Here is a 16532-nt window from a genome sequence, read left to right on the forward strand (position 1 = left end):
TGGCGTGTCGGCCCCCGGTCCGGACTCGCCCGGCGCACGGGTCCTGGTGATCTCGGGGAGTCTGCCCCCTGGCATCCCGAACGACGCCCTGCCCGACCTCATCCGGCTGGGCCGCGAGGCGGGAGCGACCGTGATCGCCGACACGTCCGGCCCGGCGCTGCTGACCGCGGCGGATGCCGGGGCAGCCGTCCTCAAGCCGAACGAGCACGAGCTGCGTGACGCGACCGGCCTCGATGACCCGGTCGACGGTGCGCGCGAGCTCATCCGACGCGGAGCTCAGTTGGTGCTGCTCTCGCTCGGGGCCGACGGGATGCTGGCGGTCACGCCCACGGCATCCGGTGATGTCGGCGTGCTGCACGCCCGGCTGGGCGAGGTGCTCGCCGGCAATCCCACAGGAGCGGGGGATGCCGCGGTCGCCGCGTGCGCGGTGCTGATGGATGCCGGCAGCCACGATCCGGATCCGATCCTGCGTCGCGCGACCGCCTGGTCTGCTGCCGCGGTGCTGATGCCGCTGGCCGGCGAGATCCACCCGTCCTGGCCCGACCTGGAGTCCGCGCTGACCGTCACCGCACGGCCGGCCGGACCCACCGCTGATTCCGCACCCCACCCCGAGGAGACCCGATGACACTCGCATCCGCACGCGATCTGATGCGCGAGGCAGCCGAGGCCGGCACCGGCATCGGGGCGTTCAACGTCATCCACCTCGAGACGGCGGAGGCGCTTGTCCGGGCATCCGAGCGGGCGAACCTCCCGGTCATCCTGCAGATCTCGCAGAACTGCGCCGACTACCACGGCGGACTCGAGCCGATCGGCTGGGCGACGCTCGCCGTGGCGCGGCGCGCCGCCACCCCGGTCGCCGTGCACCTCGATCACGCCGAGCGGCCCGAGCTCGTCGACGAGGCCATCGCGCTGGGCTTCGGATCGGTGATGTTCGACGGCGGCAAGCTCGACTACGAGCAGAACGTCGAGATCACGGCCGATGTGGCCGCGCGCGCCCGTGCCCGAGGCGTCTACATCGAAGCGGAGCTCGGTGAGGTCGGCGGCAAGGACGGCGCCCACGCTCCGGGTGTGCGCACCGATCCCGACGAGGCGCGCGCGTTCGTCGAAGCCACCGGGGTCGACTCGCTCGCCGTCGCGGTCGGCTCGTCGCACGCGATGCTCGACCGCTCGGCCTCGCTCGACATCGACCTCATCGGCCGCCTCAAGAGCGCCCTCAGCGGCATCGGCCGCTCGGGAGGCGACATCCCGCTCGTGCTGCACGGCTCGTCGGGCGTCTCAGACGATGTGATCGTAGAGGCGGTCCGCGCCGGGATGACGAAGATCAACGTGTCGACCCATCTGAACGGCTTCTTCACGCGCGCGATCCGCGAGACGCTCGCCGCCGACGAGAAGCTCGTCGACTCACGCAAGTACCTCTCTCCCGCCCGTGAGGCGGTCGCCGAGGAGGCGGCGCGGATGCTGCGCCTGTTCGCCCTCGAATCCGCCTGACGGCGGCCCGACTGACAGACTGGGCACGACATGAACCGCGCCGCCAGACTCACCGCCATCCTCGATCTGCTCGCAGTCCAGGGTGAGGTGAGCGTCGACGACCTCGTCGCGCGCTTCGGCGCATCGGCCGCCACCACACGGCGCGACCTCGACAGTCTCGCCGAACGCCGGCTGCTGACCCGCACGCACGGCGGCGCCGTGGCTCAGTCGGTCGCCTACGAGCTGCCGATCCGGTTCCGCAGCCATCACGCCACCGGTGCGAAGGAGCAGATCGCGGCTGTGGCGGCATCGCTCGTCGAACCCGGGCAGGTCGTCGGACTCTCGGGTGGAACGACCACCAACGCGATCGCCACGGCACTCGCCGCGCGCGGCGACCTCGCCGAGCAGGGCATCACCGTCGTCACCAACGCCGTCAACATCGCCGCCCAGCTGGCCATGCGCCCCGAGTTCAAGGTCGTCGTCACCGGCGGGGTCATCCACCCCCGCAGCTTCGAGCTGGTCGGTCCGTTCGTCGAGCAGCTGCTCGGCGGCATCCGGCTCGACATCGCCTTCATCGGCGTGAATGCTCTCTCGGCCGACGCGGGCGCGAGCACGCACGACGAGGCCGAGGCTGCGGTGAACCGCATGATGGCCCAGCGTGCGGACCGCGCCGTGATGGTCGCCGATTCGTCGAAGATCGGCCGCACCGCGTTCGCCCACGTCGGCGGGCCCGACCTCTTCCCGCTGGTGATCACCGACTCCGCGGCGACCGACGATCAGCGCACGGCGCTGACGGATGCCGGCTTCGAGGTTCGCACTGGGTGAGCTGCGGCGGGCGAGCTGCACCGTGTGAGCTGCAGGCTGGCGTTCGGATCGTCGCCGGAGGGGCGGGGTATCCGGACCGGGCTCGACCACGCGATCACCGGACCTGCGGCTGCCAGCGTGCGTCAGGTCACAGCCCGCGCGGCCCGGCCGCCTGGGCGAAGATCAGGCTGGTGCTGGTGGATGCCACCTCGGGCTTCAGGCTGATGGTGTCGGAGACGAGTTCGCGCAGCGCCCCGGCATCCGGAACCGCGACGTGCACGAGGAAGTCGCGGTCGCCGGCGAGGAAGTACACCCGCTGCGTCGCGGGGAGCTGTTCGAGGTAGGTCTGGAACCGGCGCAGATCCCCGCGGGCGTGGGCGTGCAGGCGGATGGTGATCAGCGCCTCCAGGTGCAGGCCCAGCGCCTCGGGCGAGATCTCGGCGTGGAAGCCGACGATCACGCCGTTCGCCTGCAGGGCGCGGACGCGCTTGAGGCACGTCGACTCGGCGATGCCGGCGATCGCGGCGAGCTCGGTGTTCGAGATGCGGCCGTTGCGGCTCAGCTCCGAAAGGAGGATGCGGTCGACGGCGTCCAGGGGGGTCTGGCCGGATGCCGAAGAATCAGGGGCCATGTGCGCACTTCCTCGTCGTGAGATGAAGAATTTGATCAGGTGAGCGCGATTCTACGCAGAATCTTCGACGTAGCATCCGCAGATCGCCAGAATCCGCATAATCGCAGGTAGGGGTGTCCGCTTTCGCGCCTCTCATCAGCTCTCTCAGGAGGACGCAATGACGCGAACGATCATCATCGGTGCAGGAATGGTCGGTCTCGCCACGGCATGGCATCTGCAGGAGCGCGGGGTCGACGTCACGGTCATCGACCGGGTCGGCGTCGCCGCCGGATCGTCGTGGGGCAACGCCGGGTGGCTCACGCCGGGCAAGACCATCCCGCTCGCCGACACCGGTCTGTGGACCTACGGGCCGAAGGCCCTGCTCGATCCGGATGCCGCGCTGCACGTGCCGTTCCGGGTGGATGCCGGGCTCTGGTCGTTCCTCGCGCAGTTCGCCGCCCACGGCACCAACCGTGCCTGGGATCGGACGATGGCCGACCTCACGCCGATCGACAAGATCGCGCTGGAGTGCTTCGACGAGCTGATCGACGGGGGTGTGCAGTCGTGGACCCGCGAGGGCCCGTTCGTGATCGGCTTCAAGGAGAAGGACCACGCCAAGGGGTTCCTGCACGAGATCGAGGGCGTGATCCGGCACGGGCAGGACGTGCCGTTCGAGCGTCTCGAGAACCCGCGCGAGCTGGCGCCGGTGCTGTCGGATGCTGTGACGCATGCGTACCGGCTCGACGGGCAGCGCTTCTTCGAGCCGGCGCCGTTCGTCGAGGCGCTGGCTGATGCCGTCGTCGGGCGGGGTGCCGAGCTGATCACCGGGTACGAGGTCACCGACGTCTCGTCGACCCGCCGTCCCGTGGTGACCATGTCGAACGGGCAGCGGCTCGAGGCCGATTCTGTCGTGATCGCGACCGGCGCCTGGATGCCCGCGCTGGCCCGCAAGCTCGGGGTGCGCACCCGTGTGCAGGCCGGCCGCGGATACTCGTTCACGGTCGCCACGTCGGTGCCGCAGGAGCACCCGGTGTACTTCCCGTTCCAGCGCATCGCGTGCACCCCCTACCAGGGGCGCTTCCGCATCGCCGGCACCATGGAGTTCCGCCGTCCCGACGAGCCCTTCCAGCCGCGGCGCGTGCAGGCGATCATCGCGCAGGCGCGCGAGATGTTCCAGGGTCTCGACCTCGACGACCGTCAGGACGAGTGGGTCGGCTCCCGCCCTGTCACCCCCGACGGTCTGCCGCTGGTCGGCGCGACCCAGGCGCCGAACGTTTACGTCGCCGGTGGTCACGGAATGTGGGGCATCGTGCTCGGCCCCGCGACCGGCAAGCTGCTCGCCGAGCAGATCACCACGGGCCGCATCGCCCCCGAGATCCGCCCTTTCAACCCCCTCCGCTGACCCGAGGCCCCCGCTCCCGGCATCCGGGGTCGGTTTCGGACGCCGACGCGGCCTAAACCGTACGCGATCGACCCCGCACCGGCGGAATCCAGCCCCGCGTGCCTGCATCCGCGGTCGGGGATGTGTTCGTCCGGTCAGGCGGATACCCGAACGGAGAGATGCATCCCTGACAGGCGCGACTCCGCTTGCTCAGGCCCGCGAGACGGGCTGCTGCAGCTCGGTGACCCAGCGGGATTCGTCTTCGAGGGGCCACGACCGCACATACAGTTCACGGCACGGACCCGAGGGCACGAAACCGCGGGCGAGCATCTCGGTGTGCAGCCCGTGCCAGGTCTTGCGGATGCCCGACATCGCGCCGAGATGGATGCCGCACACCGCGCGCTCCTCCGCGGCGAGCTCGATGATCTCTAGACCTTCCACGGGATCGCCGGCATACGCGTAGCCGATGGTCAGCAGCACCCCGTCATCGGTCGGTCGGTACTGCGCGATCGGCGTCTCGAGCATCCCCTCCGTCTCGGGCAGGCCGTCTTCGACCTCGCCGAACATGGCTCCCACATGCCGGCCGACCTCGTCGGCGGGCACGGTCGCCGTGCGGGCGATGAGGCGGACGGCGGGCAAAGGCTTCTCGATGAACTCGGCGGATGACATGCGATTCTCGCTTTCGATCAGGTGGAGGCGCCGTTCGACGTCGACGAGCCGTTCGGTCGCGATGCGGTGCTCGCGTTCCACCGCATCGCGGTGTCCGCGCAGCATCTGCATGAGTCGATCCCCGTCGATGCCCTCATCGAGCATGACGCCGATCTGCTCGAGACCGAACCCCAGCTGGCGCAGCGCGACGATCCGGTGCAGTCGGTGCAGCTGTGAGGGATCGTACGAGCGGTAGCCGCTGTGCTCGTCCACGTGGGCGGGTACGAGCAGGCCTGCGGTGTCCCAGTGTCGCAGCATGCGGTGGGTCACCTGGCCGATCTGCGCGAACGCTCCGATGGACAACATGGCTCCACTCGACCGCCTCTCACCGTGTCAGGGTCAAGTCTGGCTGATGGATGCGAAGAAGCATCGATCTCGCATCACGGCGAAGTGGTCGCGGTGCTGGTGAGCCCGCAGCGGCTGCGGAGCCGCCGCGCTCAGGAGGCGTGGCAGCAGACGGATGCGCTGCGTGAGCGCTTGGCGCGAGCACGCTCAAGCAGCCTGAGAGAGCGCCGCCCGGCATCCGGGGTCAGTTTCGTACGCTCATGCGGGCGAAACCGTACGCAATCGACCCCTCACCGGCGGAATCCAGCCCGGCGGAGCGGCGTCAGGCCATCGAGAAGTCGTAGCGCTCCGGCACGGGGCGGTCGGGGAAGGTCTCGCGCCAGACATCCGACATGCTCAGCTCGCCCTCACGGATGTCGGGCACATCGAACTCGTCTTCCAGCATCCGTCGGGCCTCGTCGTGCGCTCCGGATGCCAGCGCCGCGCGCACCGCGAGCACGCGGAACCGCCCCTGCGCTCGGACCGCGGGAGCAAGCGCGGCGAGGAATCCGGATGCCTCCTCCGCCCGCCCCGCGATCAGCAGAGCCTCGCCGAGTTCCAGCGCGAGCGGCGCGAGATCGGGCGCCAGAGACGCGGCGTCGGTGAGAACGTCGATGCCCGCATCCACCTGGCCCTGGGCGATGCGCACCAAACCGAGCCCGCGCAGCGCCCACGCGCTGCGACGCTGCCGCAGCGACGCCTCGTAGTGCGCCGCCGCGCGGTCGACGGCCCCGGCGGCGTGCGCGATCACGCCGCGGTGGTAGTGGGTCAGCCATGTCGCCGGCGCGGCTCCGAGCAGGCGATCCCAATCTTCTCCGGCGACGTACGACACCGGGGCGTCCACGCCGGCATCGGGCGCCGATCCGTCGAGCAGCGCGCGCCAGTACTCGCCCTCGTCGCCCGCATCCCGGTCGAAGCGCACCCCGGGCAGGGCGTCGAAGCCGCGACCCAAGCGCGCGGCGAGCTCGGCCTCGAGGGCTCCCCAGGCGGCGCCGCGGTTCAGCATCCGCTCCGGTGCGGCGTCCGCGACCGCATCCAGACGTGATGAGTCGCAGCCGCCGACAGCGCGATGCACGGCCTCGCCGACGACGGCGACGGCCGCGCCCCACGCGCCGTCGGCACCGTCGACCTGCAGCGGCACGAAGGTCTCGGTCCACTCCCAGGTGGCGCCGCCCGGCATCCGCAGGTGCTCGTACTGGGTGGTCGCGAGGCCGCCCTGGATCTCGAAGTACGAGCCGCCGAGCCACTTCTGCCAGTGCCGACCCCCGGCGGTGTCGCCCCAGACGAAGAGCTTGCGTCCCGACAGGCGCGGGGTCGAGAAGTGCCCCAGGCCCGAACCGTCGGGCTCGAGCGCGGCGATCCACGGCTGCGCCGCCCGATCGAGCACGTAGAACCAGTCGGCGGCGGCCGGGGCCTGCGCCGGTCGGCTCACGTCGGGCGCCGCGACGTCCACCCGCGCGAGAGTCCCGTCGTACTGCGTCTGATACGCGTGCGTCGCCGGGGCGAACACCCGCGAGCCCTCGGTCTGGGCGACCGCGATGTTCGTCCACCAGTACATGCCGGTCTCCTCGGCATGCGGATTGCGCACCCGCACCCGCACGTGCAGCCCCGCGACCCGCGAGTCGAGAGTCGCGTCGATCTGCACGATCAGCCCGCGCACCCGCTCGTACTCCCACATTCGCAGCACCGGCTCGCCGTCGGGTGCGGTCAGCGCGGCGGCGTACAGCGGCGCGCAGGTGAGCGGCCAGTGGCCGCGCATGCCGATGTTCCACTCCACCCCGCCCGAGAACCAGGCGTTTCGCAGCCCGAGGTTGGCCGGCTGGAAGATCGTGTTGCGGTAGACCAGATCGCGCCCCGTCGTCTTGTCGAGCAGGCGCACCAGGCGCCCGCCGAGGTCGACGGCGAACTCGGCCCGCAGAAGATCGTTCTCGAGCACCGCGACCCGCATCGGCGCCTCGCTGCGCTCGCGCGTGTACTGATCCTGCAGCAGGTAGGGGTGGATGCTGCCGACCTGGCCGTACCGGATGTTCTCGGCCAGCTCGTCCGGCAGCCCGTCCGTCGCCGCCTCGTACGGCGCCTGCGGCATCGCGGCGACCGCAGGCAGCGGATTCGGCGCGCCGACCGGCGCCGACGGGAGGGTGACGGAGTCGAGCGTGAGGGTGGCAGTCATGATGATGCTCACGCTAGCGCTCGCCGCGTCATCCCCGCAGGTCTCGGCGTGTAAGGGCGAGGGCGGATGCCGCGGCCAGTGCCACCGCGACACCCCAGACGAGCAGCAGGCCACCGGCGTCGACGCCGTCCTTCAACGGTGGCTGGCGGTACACCCACGCGTACGGCGAGAGCGCGTTCAGCCATTCGAGGTCGTCCGACTGCCTCGCCACGGCCTGGAACACGTAACCGAGCACGGCGACGGCTGCGGCGGCGCCGGTGGCCCACGCCTTGCGGCCGGTGAGAGCTCCGGCGAGCAAGCCCACGGTTGCGCTGAGGAAGGCGAGCCCGGTGAGGGCGAGCGCAGCGCCGGCGATGTGCGGCGGATGGATGCCCAGCTCCGCCGGCTCATTCAGCGCGTACACGATCGCCCCCGACAGGGCACCCAGCCAGAGCAGCCGCACGAGCACGGCGATCGTCGACTCGGCGGCGTACTGCGCCCGGCCGATGCCGTGTGCGCGGTCGAGTTCGAGGCGGCCTGATTCCTCGGCGCCCGCGATCGCGGCCGAGCCCCACAGCACGGCGGCGATCGTCAGCAGCAGAAAGCCCATCAGTCCGTAGAAGGTGCTCTGCGCGTAGCCGGCGCCGGTGGCGATCTGGTCGTAGCCCAGCGTCTCGATCAGCTGCGTCGGCAGGGCCTTGATGATGTCTTCGAGCTGTCCGCTCGCGCCGAAGCTGGGGTACAGCGGCAGGTACAGCAGCAGCACCGCCGCGATGCCGAGGCTCCATCCGATCACGCTGCGCCACGACTCCCGGATGCTGCGCCGGAACACCGGCAGTACGCCCTTCATCGCGCGCCTCCCTCGTGACCCGCGGTGCCGACCGATGAGGCAGAGCCGGCGGAGTACAGGCGCAGCACGCTCTCCTCCAGATCCGGCTCCTCGACGGTCAGGTCGTGCACCGTGACCTGCGCGAGCGCCTTCACGAACGGATCGATCGCGCCCTCCACGGTCGCGGCGAGGTGCAGCACGTCGCCGCGCGGAAGGAGGTCGATTTCGCGCACGCCCGGGATGCCCGTGAAGCGGCGGCGCACGGCATCCGGATCCGATCCTTCGAGCGAGGCCCGCACTCGCCGCACCGAGCCGAGGCGCAACGAGGCGACGTCGCCGCTCGCGACCACGCGGCCCGCCGCGAGCACCGCGACCTCGTCGGCGACCTGCTGGATCTCGCTGAGCACGTGCGAGCTGAGCAGCACGGTCTGCCCGGCATCGCGCGCTTCGCGCACCATCGAGAGGAACTCGCGCTGCATCAGCGGGTCGAGCCCGCTGGTCGGCTCATCGAGGATGAGCAGCTCGGGGCGGTGCATGAACGCCTGGATCAGGCCGACCTTCTGCTTGTTGCCCTTCGACAGGCTGCGCACCGGGCGCGACAGGTCGACGCCGAGGCGCTCCGCGAGCTCCGCGGTGTATCCGCGATCGACCGGGCCCGACACCTCCGCGTAGAACGACAGCATCCGGTGCCCGGTGACGCGCCCCTCGAGATGCAGCTCGCCGGGCACGAAGCCGATACGGCGACGCAGCCGCGCGCCGCCGTGCCGCGGCTCCTCGCCGAGCACCCGCACCTGGCCTGAGGTCGGTCGGATGATGTCGACCAGGATGCGCAGCGTCGTCGTCTTGCCGGCGCCGTTCGGCCCGATCAGGCCGTAGATCGTGCCGCGCTGCACATGCATGTCGAGGCCATGCAGGGCAGTGCGCCGCCCGAAGCGCTTGTGCAGCGCGGTGATGTCGATGACGGAACTCATGATGCGCCTCCTTCGGAGGGCTTATCGGATGCCAGGGCTTGGCGTGCCCCGTCGAGGAATGCGGTGCTCGAGTAGATGCCGTGCGTGAGCAGTTCCAGAGTCGGCAGGGTGGTGCGCATCATTCCGGCCGGGCTCAGCTGGTCCTGCCCGAGCACTCGGCCGATCTGCGCGCGCATCATCACGGGCGCGAGGCCCATCATCACCACCAGCAGCGTGGTCATCTCGGGATCGCTCATCTCGACGAGCAGCCCCGCTTCGCGCTGCTCGTCGAGCATGTCGCGGGTGACGCGGACGATCTCGTCGAACAGGCGGTCGGCGGCCGGCGACCGGTCGCCGAGCATGCGCCCGAGGTAGTCGATGTACGGTCCGTAGCGCTCGACATCGTGCAGCGCGGCGCGGACGCGATCGGCCGTCGGCGTCTCGATCAGCTCGTGCTTGTCGTCGATGAACGTTGCGACGACGTAGTCGTCGCAAGCGGTGCGCAGCGCGTTCTTGTCGCCGAAGTGGTGCACGATCAGGGCGGCGCTCACGCCCGCTTCCTTCGCGATCGCGCGCAAGCTCGCCGCGTCGAACCCATCGCGCGCGAAAGCGCGGATCGCGGCCTCGCGGATGCGGGCTCGCGCGGTGAGGTCGTCAGATGCTGAACGCATGTACAGCAGACTAAACGCGCGTTCAGTGCGTGTCAATCTCCCTGCCTCGCGAAAAGGAGAACCACCCCTCGCTCCGGTATGACTTTCTGCCGCCTGAAGCCCTTTTGAGCGGCACGAACTCATACCGGAGCGAGAAGCGGTTCTCGATAGTGTGAGCAGGTGCCCGAGCTCGACTACAGCAGACTGCGGCGATCTCCCGACGTCGAGGCTCCGAACCTGCAGGCGTGGGATGCCACCGACCAGCTGCTCGTGCAACGCGCGCTCGACACCGGAATCGCCGGCGGTGAGACCGCGATCATCGGCGACGAGTACGGCGCGATCGCCCTCGCGCTGGCGGATGCAGGCGTCCAGGGTCTCCGCGCGCATCAGGACCTCATCACCGGCCGACGTGCGCTCGCCGCCAACGCCCGGGCGCTCGATCTGCCGATGCCCGCGGCGCACGAACTCGACAGCTCGCTGCTCAGCGGCGCGCGTCTCGTGCTGCTGCAGCTGCCCAAGGGGCTCGCCGAGCTCGAGGAGATCGCCGACGCGGTCGCCCGCTGGGCGGCGCCCGATGCCACACTCATCGCGGGTGGACGGGTGAAGCACATGGCGCTCACCCAGAATGAGGTGCTCGGGCGGTACTTCGCGGCTGTGCAGCCGCAGCGCGCGGAGCGCAAGTCACGGCTGATCGTGGCATCCGGCGCCCTTCCCGTACCCGACCAGCCGCCGTTCCCGGTCAGTCGTCAGCACGACGGCTTCACCCTGTGCGCGTACGGCGGCGCGTTCGCCGGCGCGCGCCTCGACGTCGGCACGCGCGTGCTGATCGACGTGATGCCGACCCTCGCTCCGCCCGACCCGCCTGCGCTGCACGTCGTCGATCTCGGGTGCGGCACGGGGGCACTCGCGGTCGCGTTCGCGCAGCAGCATCCGGATGCCAGGATCACCGCCACCGATCGGTCGGCCTCCGCGGCGCGCTCGGCTCAGGCATCCGTCGTCGCCAACGGCCTCGCCGGGCGCGTGACCGTGACCCTCGACGACGCGGGCTCCGAGCTGCCAGACGGATCGGCCGACCTCATCCTGCTGAATCCGCCGTTCCATCTCGGGACGAGCGTGCACGAGGGTGCCGGTCATCGCCTCATCCAGGGGGCGGCGCGACTGCTGCGCCCCGGTGGCGAGGTGTGGACGGTGTTCAACTCGCACCTCGATCATCGCGGTGTGCTGACCCGCGACGTGGGTCCGACCGAGCAGGTCGCCCGCACCCCGAAGTTCACCGTCACGCGCAGCGTCCGCCGCGGCTGACCCACCGCTTTCGAATCGCTCATATTGCCGTGTTCCGACCAGGAAGACGGCAATATGAGCGATTCGAACGGAGGGGGAGAACCCCCGGTGACAGGCGAAAACCGCAATCAGGATTTGCCACCGGATCAGCCATTCGTTAGCGTGGCTAGGTGGCCGAGAGGTCACAGTGACCAGTCCGCGGCCGCGTCCTTCTTTCGACACGAGCTGTACACGAAGAGGCGTGGGCGTACGGTCGATGTTCTGTCGCGGGGGTCCGAAATCCCCGTCCGTGCCGCTGTGCAGCATCTGTCGAAACGGCCTTGAGAACGTCACCCGGGCGTAACCGAAGCGGCCCGCCGAGACCCGAAGAATCGGTGGGCAACGGGGGAAACGTGTCCGAAACCGCTCTTGAAGCGCGCAATATCTACAAGGTCTTCGGTCGTAATCCGCAGCAGGCCGTGAAGCGTCTGAAGGCCGGTGAGACCCGCACCGAGGTGCAGGACGTCGGCACCGCAGCCGTCATCGACGCGAGCTTCACCGTGAACCGCGGTGAGATCTTCGTCATCATGGGCCTGTCGGGATCCGGCAAGTCGACCATCATCCGCATGCTCAACGGCCTGCACGACGCCACCGCGGGCGAGATCACGATCGGCGGAGACGCGATCACCGGCATCCCGGCCTCGCGCCTGCGCGACATCCGTCGTGACCGCGTGTCGATGGTGTTCCAGCACTTCGCGCTGCTGCCGCACCGCACGGTCGCCGACAACGTGGCCTACCCGCTCGAGCTGAAAGGCGTCGGCAAGACCGAACGGCTGCGCAAGGCCGACGAGATCCTGTCCCTGGTGGGTCTCGACGGCTGGGGCGACAAGCTGCCCAGCGAGCTGTCGGGCGGCATGCAGCAGCGCGTCGGCATCGCCCGCGCGCTCGCCGCCGACACCGACATCCTGCTGATGGACGAGGCGTTCAGCGCCCTCGACCCGCTGATCCGCCGCGAGATGCAGGAGCAGCTCGTCGAGCTGCAGGCGAAGCTGCGCAAGACCATCGTGTTCATCACGCACGACCTCAACGAGGCCATGTTCCTCGGCGATCGCATCGCCGTGATGCGCGACGGTCGCATCGTGCAGATCGGCACGCCCGAAGACATCCTCACCGACCCCGCGAACGACTACGTCGAGCAGTTCGTGCAGGACGTCGACCGCGCCCGCGTGCTCACCGCCTCGAACGTCATGGAGCGCCCGCGCCCCGTCGTGGCCGAGTCGTCGGGACCCCGCACGGCGCTGCGCCAGATGCGGGATGCCTACATGTCGGCGACCTACGTGGTCGGCCGCGACCGCAAGCTCGTCGGCATCGTCACCGACCGGGATGCCGTGAAGCTCGTGCGCAAGGGCGAGTCCTCGCTCGCATCGATCATCAAGCCGGTGCCGCAGAAGGTCGACGAGAACGAGGTGCTGATGAACCTCTTCATCCCGTCGGTCGAATCCCCCGTTCCGCTCGCGGTGACGGATGCCGAGGGGCGCCTCACCGGTGTGATCCCGCGCGTCACCCTGCTCGCCGCCCTCGGCCCCGGGCCGGGAGCGACGGGCGAGCTCACCCTGCCCCTGAACCCCATGCCGCAGGCCGTCATCGACGAGGTGCTCGCCGAGGCGAGCTCGTTCACCGAGGCGGCCGTAGAGCCGGCCGTAGACGACACCCCTGCCGGCACCGCTGACACCGAGGAGGTGCGCTGATGGATTTCCGCATTCCGATCGGAACCTGGGTCGCCGGCATCGTCGACTGGGTCAAGGACAACCTCGACGGTCTGCTCGATGGCATCGCGTTCGTCTTCGGCTTCCTCGTCAACGGACTGACTGACGGTCTGCTCTCGGTGCACTTCATCGCGATCATCGCGATCGCCGCGCTCATCGCGTGGCTGGTGCGCTCGTGGCAGCTCGCAATCGGCACCGCCGTGTCGTTGCTGCTGATCGTGGGCATGAACCTGTGGGTCCCCGCCATGCAGACCATGTCGCTCGTGCTCGTCGCGACGGTCGTCGCGGTGTTGATCGCCGTGCCGCTGGGCATCTGGTCGGCCCGCAATGCCACGGTGCGTGCGCTGCTGAAGCCGGTGCTCGACTTCATGCAGACCATGCCCGCCTTCGTCTATCTGATCCCCGCGATCGTGTTCTTCGGCATCGGCGTGGTGCCCGGCATGGTCGCGACGATCATCTTCGCGCTGCCTCCCGGCGTGCGACTCACCGAGCTCGGCATCCGCGGCGTCGACGCCGAGACGGTCGAGGCCGGTCAGGCGTTCGGCGCGAAGCCCGGGCAGATCCTGCGCGGCATCCAGCTGCCGCTCGCGATGCCGACCATCATGGCCGGCATCAACCAGGTCATCATGCTGGCCCTGTCGATGGCGGTCATCGCCGGAATGGCCGGCGCCGACGGTCTCGGCAAGATGGTCGTCGAGGCGATCTCGACGATCAACATCGCCAAGGGCGTCGAGGCGGGCCTCGGCGTCGTGCTGATCGCCGTTTTCCTCGACCGGGTCACCGCCGCCCTCGGCGCACCGGCCGAGAACCACGCGTCGCTGCTCGGCACCCTGGCACGTCGCCGCGAGGCACGGCGCCGCACGTCGGCATCCGTCACCGCACCGGATGCCGCCCTGCAGCCGGCCTGAGACGGCACCCTGCAACACCCCGCAATCACACATACGCAACAGAGAGAGAACATCGTGAAGAAGAAGATCACTGCACTCCTGGCCATGGGCGCCATCGGCTCGCTCGCACTCGCCGGATGCGCCTCGGGTGGCGCCGGCGGAACGGGCGGCGCCGGCGGCGACGCCGACGGCGGCTCCACGGGCGACAAGGGCACCATCACGCTCGGCTTCCTCCCGTCGTGGACCGACGGCCTGAGCACCGCGTACCTGCTCGAGAACAAGCTCGAGGAGATTGGCTACGACGTCGAGATGAAGACCCTCACCGACGCCGGCCCGCTGTACACCGGACTCGCGCAGGGCGACGTCGACATCTACCCGTCGGCGTGGCCCGAGCTGACCCACAAGAAGTACATGGACGAGTACGGCGACGACATCGAGGATCTCGGCACGTACTACGAGAACGCGAAGCTCACCATCGCGGTTCCCGAATACTCCGAGCTCACCTCGATCGAGGACCTCAAGGGCAAGGCTGCGAACTACGACGGCAAGATCATCGGCATCGAGCCGGGCGCCGGCCTGACTGAGCAGACGACCAAGATGCTCGCCGAGACCGGACTCGACAGCGAGTACGAGCTGGTCACCTCCTCGACCGCCGCCATGCTCACCGAGCTGAAGAAGGCGACCGACAAGCAGGAGGACATCGTCGTCACGCTGTGGCGTCCGTTCTGGGCCAACGACGCGTTCCCGGTGAAGGACCTCGAAGACCCGAACGGCCTGATGGGCGAGGCCGAGGGCCTGCACTTCCTGGGCACGAAGGGCTTCTCCGACGAATTCCCAGAGGCCGCCGAGCTGATCGAGAGCATCAAGCTCGACGACGAGCAGTACGGCTCGCTCGAGGACATGGTGGTGAACGAGTACGGCGAGGGCAAGGAGCGCGAGGCCGTCAAGGCATGGCTCGAGGAGAACCCCGACGTCATCAAGTGACCCGCTGACCGGCTGACGGGGCACCCTCAGCCGGTTACGCTCCGGGGGCCGACACGCCAGATGTCGGACGGAACGCCGTGTTCCGTCCGACGGGTGGCGTGTCGGCCCCCGGTTTCGTATCGTCCCTAACGCTGTCAAGACCCTCCGACCGGTGAGCCCACAGTCGTAGCGTGTCGGCATGGACGGGTTCGCCGCCGTCGACTTCGGCTTCGCCCGCGAGGTTCTGCAGAGGGGCATCGCGGCGCTCTACCTGGTCGCGTTCCTCTCGACGCTGAACCAGTTCCGCCCGCTGCTGGGCGAGCGCGGACTGCTGCCCGCTCCCGAGCTGCTCGCGTGGGCGACATCGTCTTCCGCGAGACGCCGGATGCTGCGCCCGACCCTCTTCACGCGCATCCGCTACACCGACCGCCGACTCGCGGCCCTGTGCTGGGCGGGGATGATCGTCGCAGGCACCGTGGTGATCGGCATCCCTCAGCTGGCGCCACCGTGGGTGCCGATGATCTGCTTCCTGCTGCTGTGGGGCGGGTACATGACGATCACGAGCATCGGGCAGACGTTCTACTCGTTCGGGTGGGAGATGCTGCTGCTCGAGGCGGGGTTCCTCGCCGCCTTCCTCGGCTCAGCCGACCAGCCGCCGCCGACCGTCGTGATCGTGATGTTCTGGTGGCTGGTGTTCCGGCTGGAGTTCGGTGCCGGGATGATCAAGATCCGCGGCGGCCGGGAGTGGCGCGACCTGACCGCGCTGATGTACCACCACGAGACGCAGCCGATGCCGGGGCCCTTGAGTCGGCAGGCGCATCTGCTGCCGAAGTGGTTCCACAGGGGGGAGGTGCTCGGCAATCACTTCGCTCAGCTGGTGGTGCCGTTCTTCCTGTTCGCGCCGCTCGCGACGCTGTTCACACCGGCCACGGTCGACGCGATCCTGCTGCTGATCGGCGCGATCGCCGCGACGATCGTCATCCTCACCCAGCTCTGGCTGGTGCTCACCGGCAACTTCGCCTGGCTGAACGCGGCGACGATCGTCATCGCCTTCTCGGCGTTCCCGACGTTCTGGTCGTCCGTCGATGTGCCGAATCCGGAGCCGCTGCGCGCCCCGAACGGCATCCCGCTGTACTGGGTCATCCTGACCTCGGCGGTCGGGATGCTGGTGATCGCGCTCAGCTGGCCCGCACTGCGCAACCTCTTCGCCCGCCGCCAGCTGATGAACGCGAGCTTCAGCCGGTGGCAGCTCGGCAACGCCTACGGTGCTTTCGGCACCGTCACGAAGCAGCGGATCGAGTACATCGTGGAGGGGACGACGGATGCCGATCCGGATGCCGCCGAATGGCGCGAGTACGAGTTCAAGGGCAAGCCCGGCGCCCTGCGCCGTATCCCGCGGCAGTTCGCGCCGTACCACCTGCGCCTGGACTGGCTGATGTGGTTCCTCCCGCTCGGTCGTTCGCTGGAGGACTGGTTCACGATGCTTCTCGTGCGGCTTCTCGAGGCTGACGAGCCGACGCTGCGGATGCTGCGTCGCGATCCCTTCGACGGCGAGCGACCCGCGTGGGTACGAGTCGTCTCGTATCGGTACCGCTTCGCGACCCGCGCGGAGCGCCGGGAGGCGGGCGTCGTGTGGGTGCGGGACCGGCGGCACGTGCTCGTGCGCCCGCTCGGCCTCGGGCGCTGAGGCGCCCGGCCACCAGCCTGTGCATGCGTGCCGGCACGGGCGCCTCAGCGCCCGAGGCCGCTGTCTCTTATACACATCTGACGCTGCCGACGAACTC

At 69.5% G+C, this 16532-nt stretch carries 15 protein-coding genes; 9 read left to right on the plus strand and 6 right to left on the minus strand.

Annotated elements, in window-relative coordinates; genetic code table 11:
* The 3 genes from BFN01_RS09025 to BFN01_RS09035 form a co-directional block, all read left to right on the plus strand.
* A partial coding sequence (locus BFN01_RS09025; protein WP_256221097.1) for a PfkB family carbohydrate kinase occupies positions 1–625 on the plus strand: 625 nt, incomplete at its 5' end.
* Positions 622–1488 (plus strand): class II fructose-bisphosphate aldolase, encoded by an 867-nt coding sequence (locus tag BFN01_RS09030; protein WP_071643644.1) that lies wholly within the window; start codon positions 622–624, stop codon positions 1486–1488. The genes BFN01_RS09025 and BFN01_RS09030, both read left to right, overlap by 4 nt.
* A 30-nt stretch (positions 1489–1518) precedes the next feature.
* Complete coding sequence (locus BFN01_RS09035; RefSeq protein WP_071643645.1) at positions 1519–2292, plus strand: DeoR/GlpR family DNA-binding transcription regulator; 774 nt, start codon at positions 1519–1521, stop codon at positions 2290–2292.
* 127 nt (positions 2293–2419) lie between these two features.
* Here BFN01_RS09035 and BFN01_RS09040 read toward each other — a convergent pair whose 3' ends face one another.
* Entirely contained in the window at positions 2420–2902 is a 483-nt protein-coding gene (locus BFN01_RS09040) for an Lrp/AsnC family transcriptional regulator (RefSeq protein WP_071643646.1), read from the minus strand.
* Between the two features lie 157 nt (positions 2903–3059).
* Here BFN01_RS09040 and BFN01_RS09045 point away from each other — a divergent pair, with 157 nt between their 5' ends.
* Positions 3060–4283 (plus strand): FAD-binding oxidoreductase, encoded by a 1224-nt coding sequence (locus tag BFN01_RS09045; RefSeq protein ID WP_071643647.1) that lies wholly within the window; start codon positions 3060–3062, stop codon positions 4281–4283.
* A gap of 189 nt (positions 4284–4472) precedes the next feature.
* On the opposite strand, the gene BFN01_RS09050 is transcribed toward BFN01_RS09045, so the two are convergent.
* The 5 genes from BFN01_RS09050 to BFN01_RS09070 form a co-directional block, all read right to left on the minus strand.
* The gene (locus tag BFN01_RS09050) at positions 4473–5276 is read right to left on the minus strand and encodes a MerR family transcriptional regulator (RefSeq protein WP_071643648.1); all 804 of its coding nucleotides are present in this window, start codon (positions 5274–5276) and stop codon (positions 4473–4475) included.
* A gap of 301 nt (positions 5277–5577) precedes the next feature.
* Positions 5578–7464, minus strand: a complete 1887-nt coding sequence (locus tag BFN01_RS09055; protein ID WP_071643656.1) for a DUF5107 domain-containing protein — start codon at positions 7462–7464, stop codon at positions 5578–5580.
* 28 nt (positions 7465–7492) lie between these two features.
* Positions 7493–8293 (minus strand): ABC transporter permease subunit, encoded by an 801-nt coding sequence (locus tag BFN01_RS09060; protein WP_071643649.1) that lies wholly within the window; start codon positions 8291–8293, stop codon positions 7493–7495.
* Positions 8290–9243, minus strand: coding sequence for an ABC transporter ATP-binding protein (locus BFN01_RS09065; RefSeq protein WP_071643650.1), 954 nt, complete (start codon positions 9241–9243; stop codon positions 8290–8292). The genes BFN01_RS09060 and BFN01_RS09065 overlap by 4 nt, the downstream gene beginning before the upstream one ends.
* Positions 9240–9893 carry a TetR/AcrR family transcriptional regulator gene (locus tag BFN01_RS09070; protein WP_071643651.1) on the minus strand — a complete coding sequence of 218 codons (654 nt, stop codon included), beginning with the start codon at positions 9891–9893 and terminating at the stop codon, positions 9240–9242. The genes BFN01_RS09065 and BFN01_RS09070 overlap by 4 nt, the downstream gene beginning before the upstream one ends.
* A gap of 159 nt (positions 9894–10052) precedes the next feature.
* On the opposite strand from BFN01_RS09070, the gene BFN01_RS09075 reads away from it, so the two are divergent.
* From BFN01_RS09075 to BFN01_RS09095, 5 genes are all read left to right on the plus strand, one after another.
* A complete protein-coding gene (locus BFN01_RS09075; RefSeq protein ID WP_071643652.1) occupies positions 10053–11174 on the plus strand; it encodes a class I SAM-dependent methyltransferase in 1122 nt (373 codons plus the stop codon).
* A 371-nt stretch (positions 11175–11545) separates the two neighbouring features.
* Complete coding sequence (locus BFN01_RS09080; RefSeq protein ID WP_071643657.1) at positions 11546–12880, plus strand: glycine betaine/L-proline ABC transporter ATP-binding protein; 1335 nt, start codon at positions 11546–11548, stop codon at positions 12878–12880.
* Complete coding sequence (locus BFN01_RS09085; RefSeq protein ID WP_071643653.1) at positions 12880–13806, plus strand: proline/glycine betaine ABC transporter permease; 927 nt, start codon at positions 12880–12882, stop codon at positions 13804–13806. The genes BFN01_RS09080 and BFN01_RS09085 overlap by 1 nt, the downstream gene beginning before the upstream one ends.
* A 51-nt stretch (positions 13807–13857) precedes the next feature.
* Positions 13858–14769: a glycine betaine ABC transporter substrate-binding protein gene (locus tag BFN01_RS09090; protein WP_071643654.1), complete on the plus strand. Its 912-nt coding sequence runs from the start codon at positions 13858–13860 to the stop codon at positions 14767–14769.
* A gap of 178 nt (positions 14770–14947) precedes the next feature.
* A complete protein-coding gene (locus BFN01_RS09095; protein WP_071643655.1) occupies positions 14948–16435 on the plus strand; it encodes a lipase maturation factor family protein in 1488 nt (495 codons plus the stop codon).
* Positions 16436–16532 lie beyond the last annotated feature (97 nt).

The organism is Microbacterium sp. AR7-10, from assembly GCF_001878835.1.
Lineage (GTDB): Bacteria > Actinomycetota > Actinomycetes > Actinomycetales > Microbacteriaceae > Microbacterium > Microbacterium commune.

Bases quoted from the DNA above. Each gene is read 5' to 3' on its own strand.
- BFN01_RS09095 (WP_071643655.1), top strand. From the start codon at position 14,948: ATGGACGGGTTCGCCGCCGTCGACTTCGGCTTCGCCCGCGAGGTTCTG.
- BFN01_RS09030 (WP_071643644.1), top strand. From the start codon at position 622: ATGACACTCGCATCCGCACGCGATCTGATGCGCGAGGCAGCCGAGGCC.
- BFN01_RS09035 (WP_071643645.1), top strand. From the start codon at position 1,519: ATGAACCGCGCCGCCAGACTCACCGCCATCCTCGATCTGCTCGCAGTC.
- BFN01_RS09055 (WP_071643656.1), bottom strand. From the start codon at position 7,464: ATGACTGCCACCCTCACGCTCGACTCCGTCACCCTCCCGTCGGCGCCG.
- BFN01_RS09060 (WP_071643649.1), bottom strand. From the start codon at position 8,293: ATGAAGGGCGTACTGCCGGTGTTCCGGCGCAGCATCCGGGAGTCGTGG.
- BFN01_RS09040 (WP_071643646.1), bottom strand. From the start codon at position 2,902: ATGGCCCCTGATTCTTCGGCATCCGGCCAGACCCCCCTGGACGCCGTC.
- BFN01_RS09085 (WP_071643653.1), top strand. From the start codon at position 12,880: ATGGATTTCCGCATTCCGATCGGAACCTGGGTCGCCGGCATCGTCGAC.
- BFN01_RS09045 (WP_071643647.1), top strand. From the start codon at position 3,060: ATGACGCGAACGATCATCATCGGTGCAGGAATGGTCGGTCTCGCCACG.
- BFN01_RS09050 (WP_071643648.1), bottom strand. From the start codon at position 5,276: ATGTTGTCCATCGGAGCGTTCGCGCAGATCGGCCAGGTGACCCACCGC.
- BFN01_RS09070 (WP_071643651.1), bottom strand. From the start codon at position 9,893: ATGCGTTCAGCATCTGACGACCTCACCGCGCGAGCCCGCATCCGCGAG.
- BFN01_RS09065 (WP_071643650.1), bottom strand. From the start codon at position 9,243: ATGAGTTCCGTCATCGACATCACCGCGCTGCACAAGCGCTTCGGGCGG.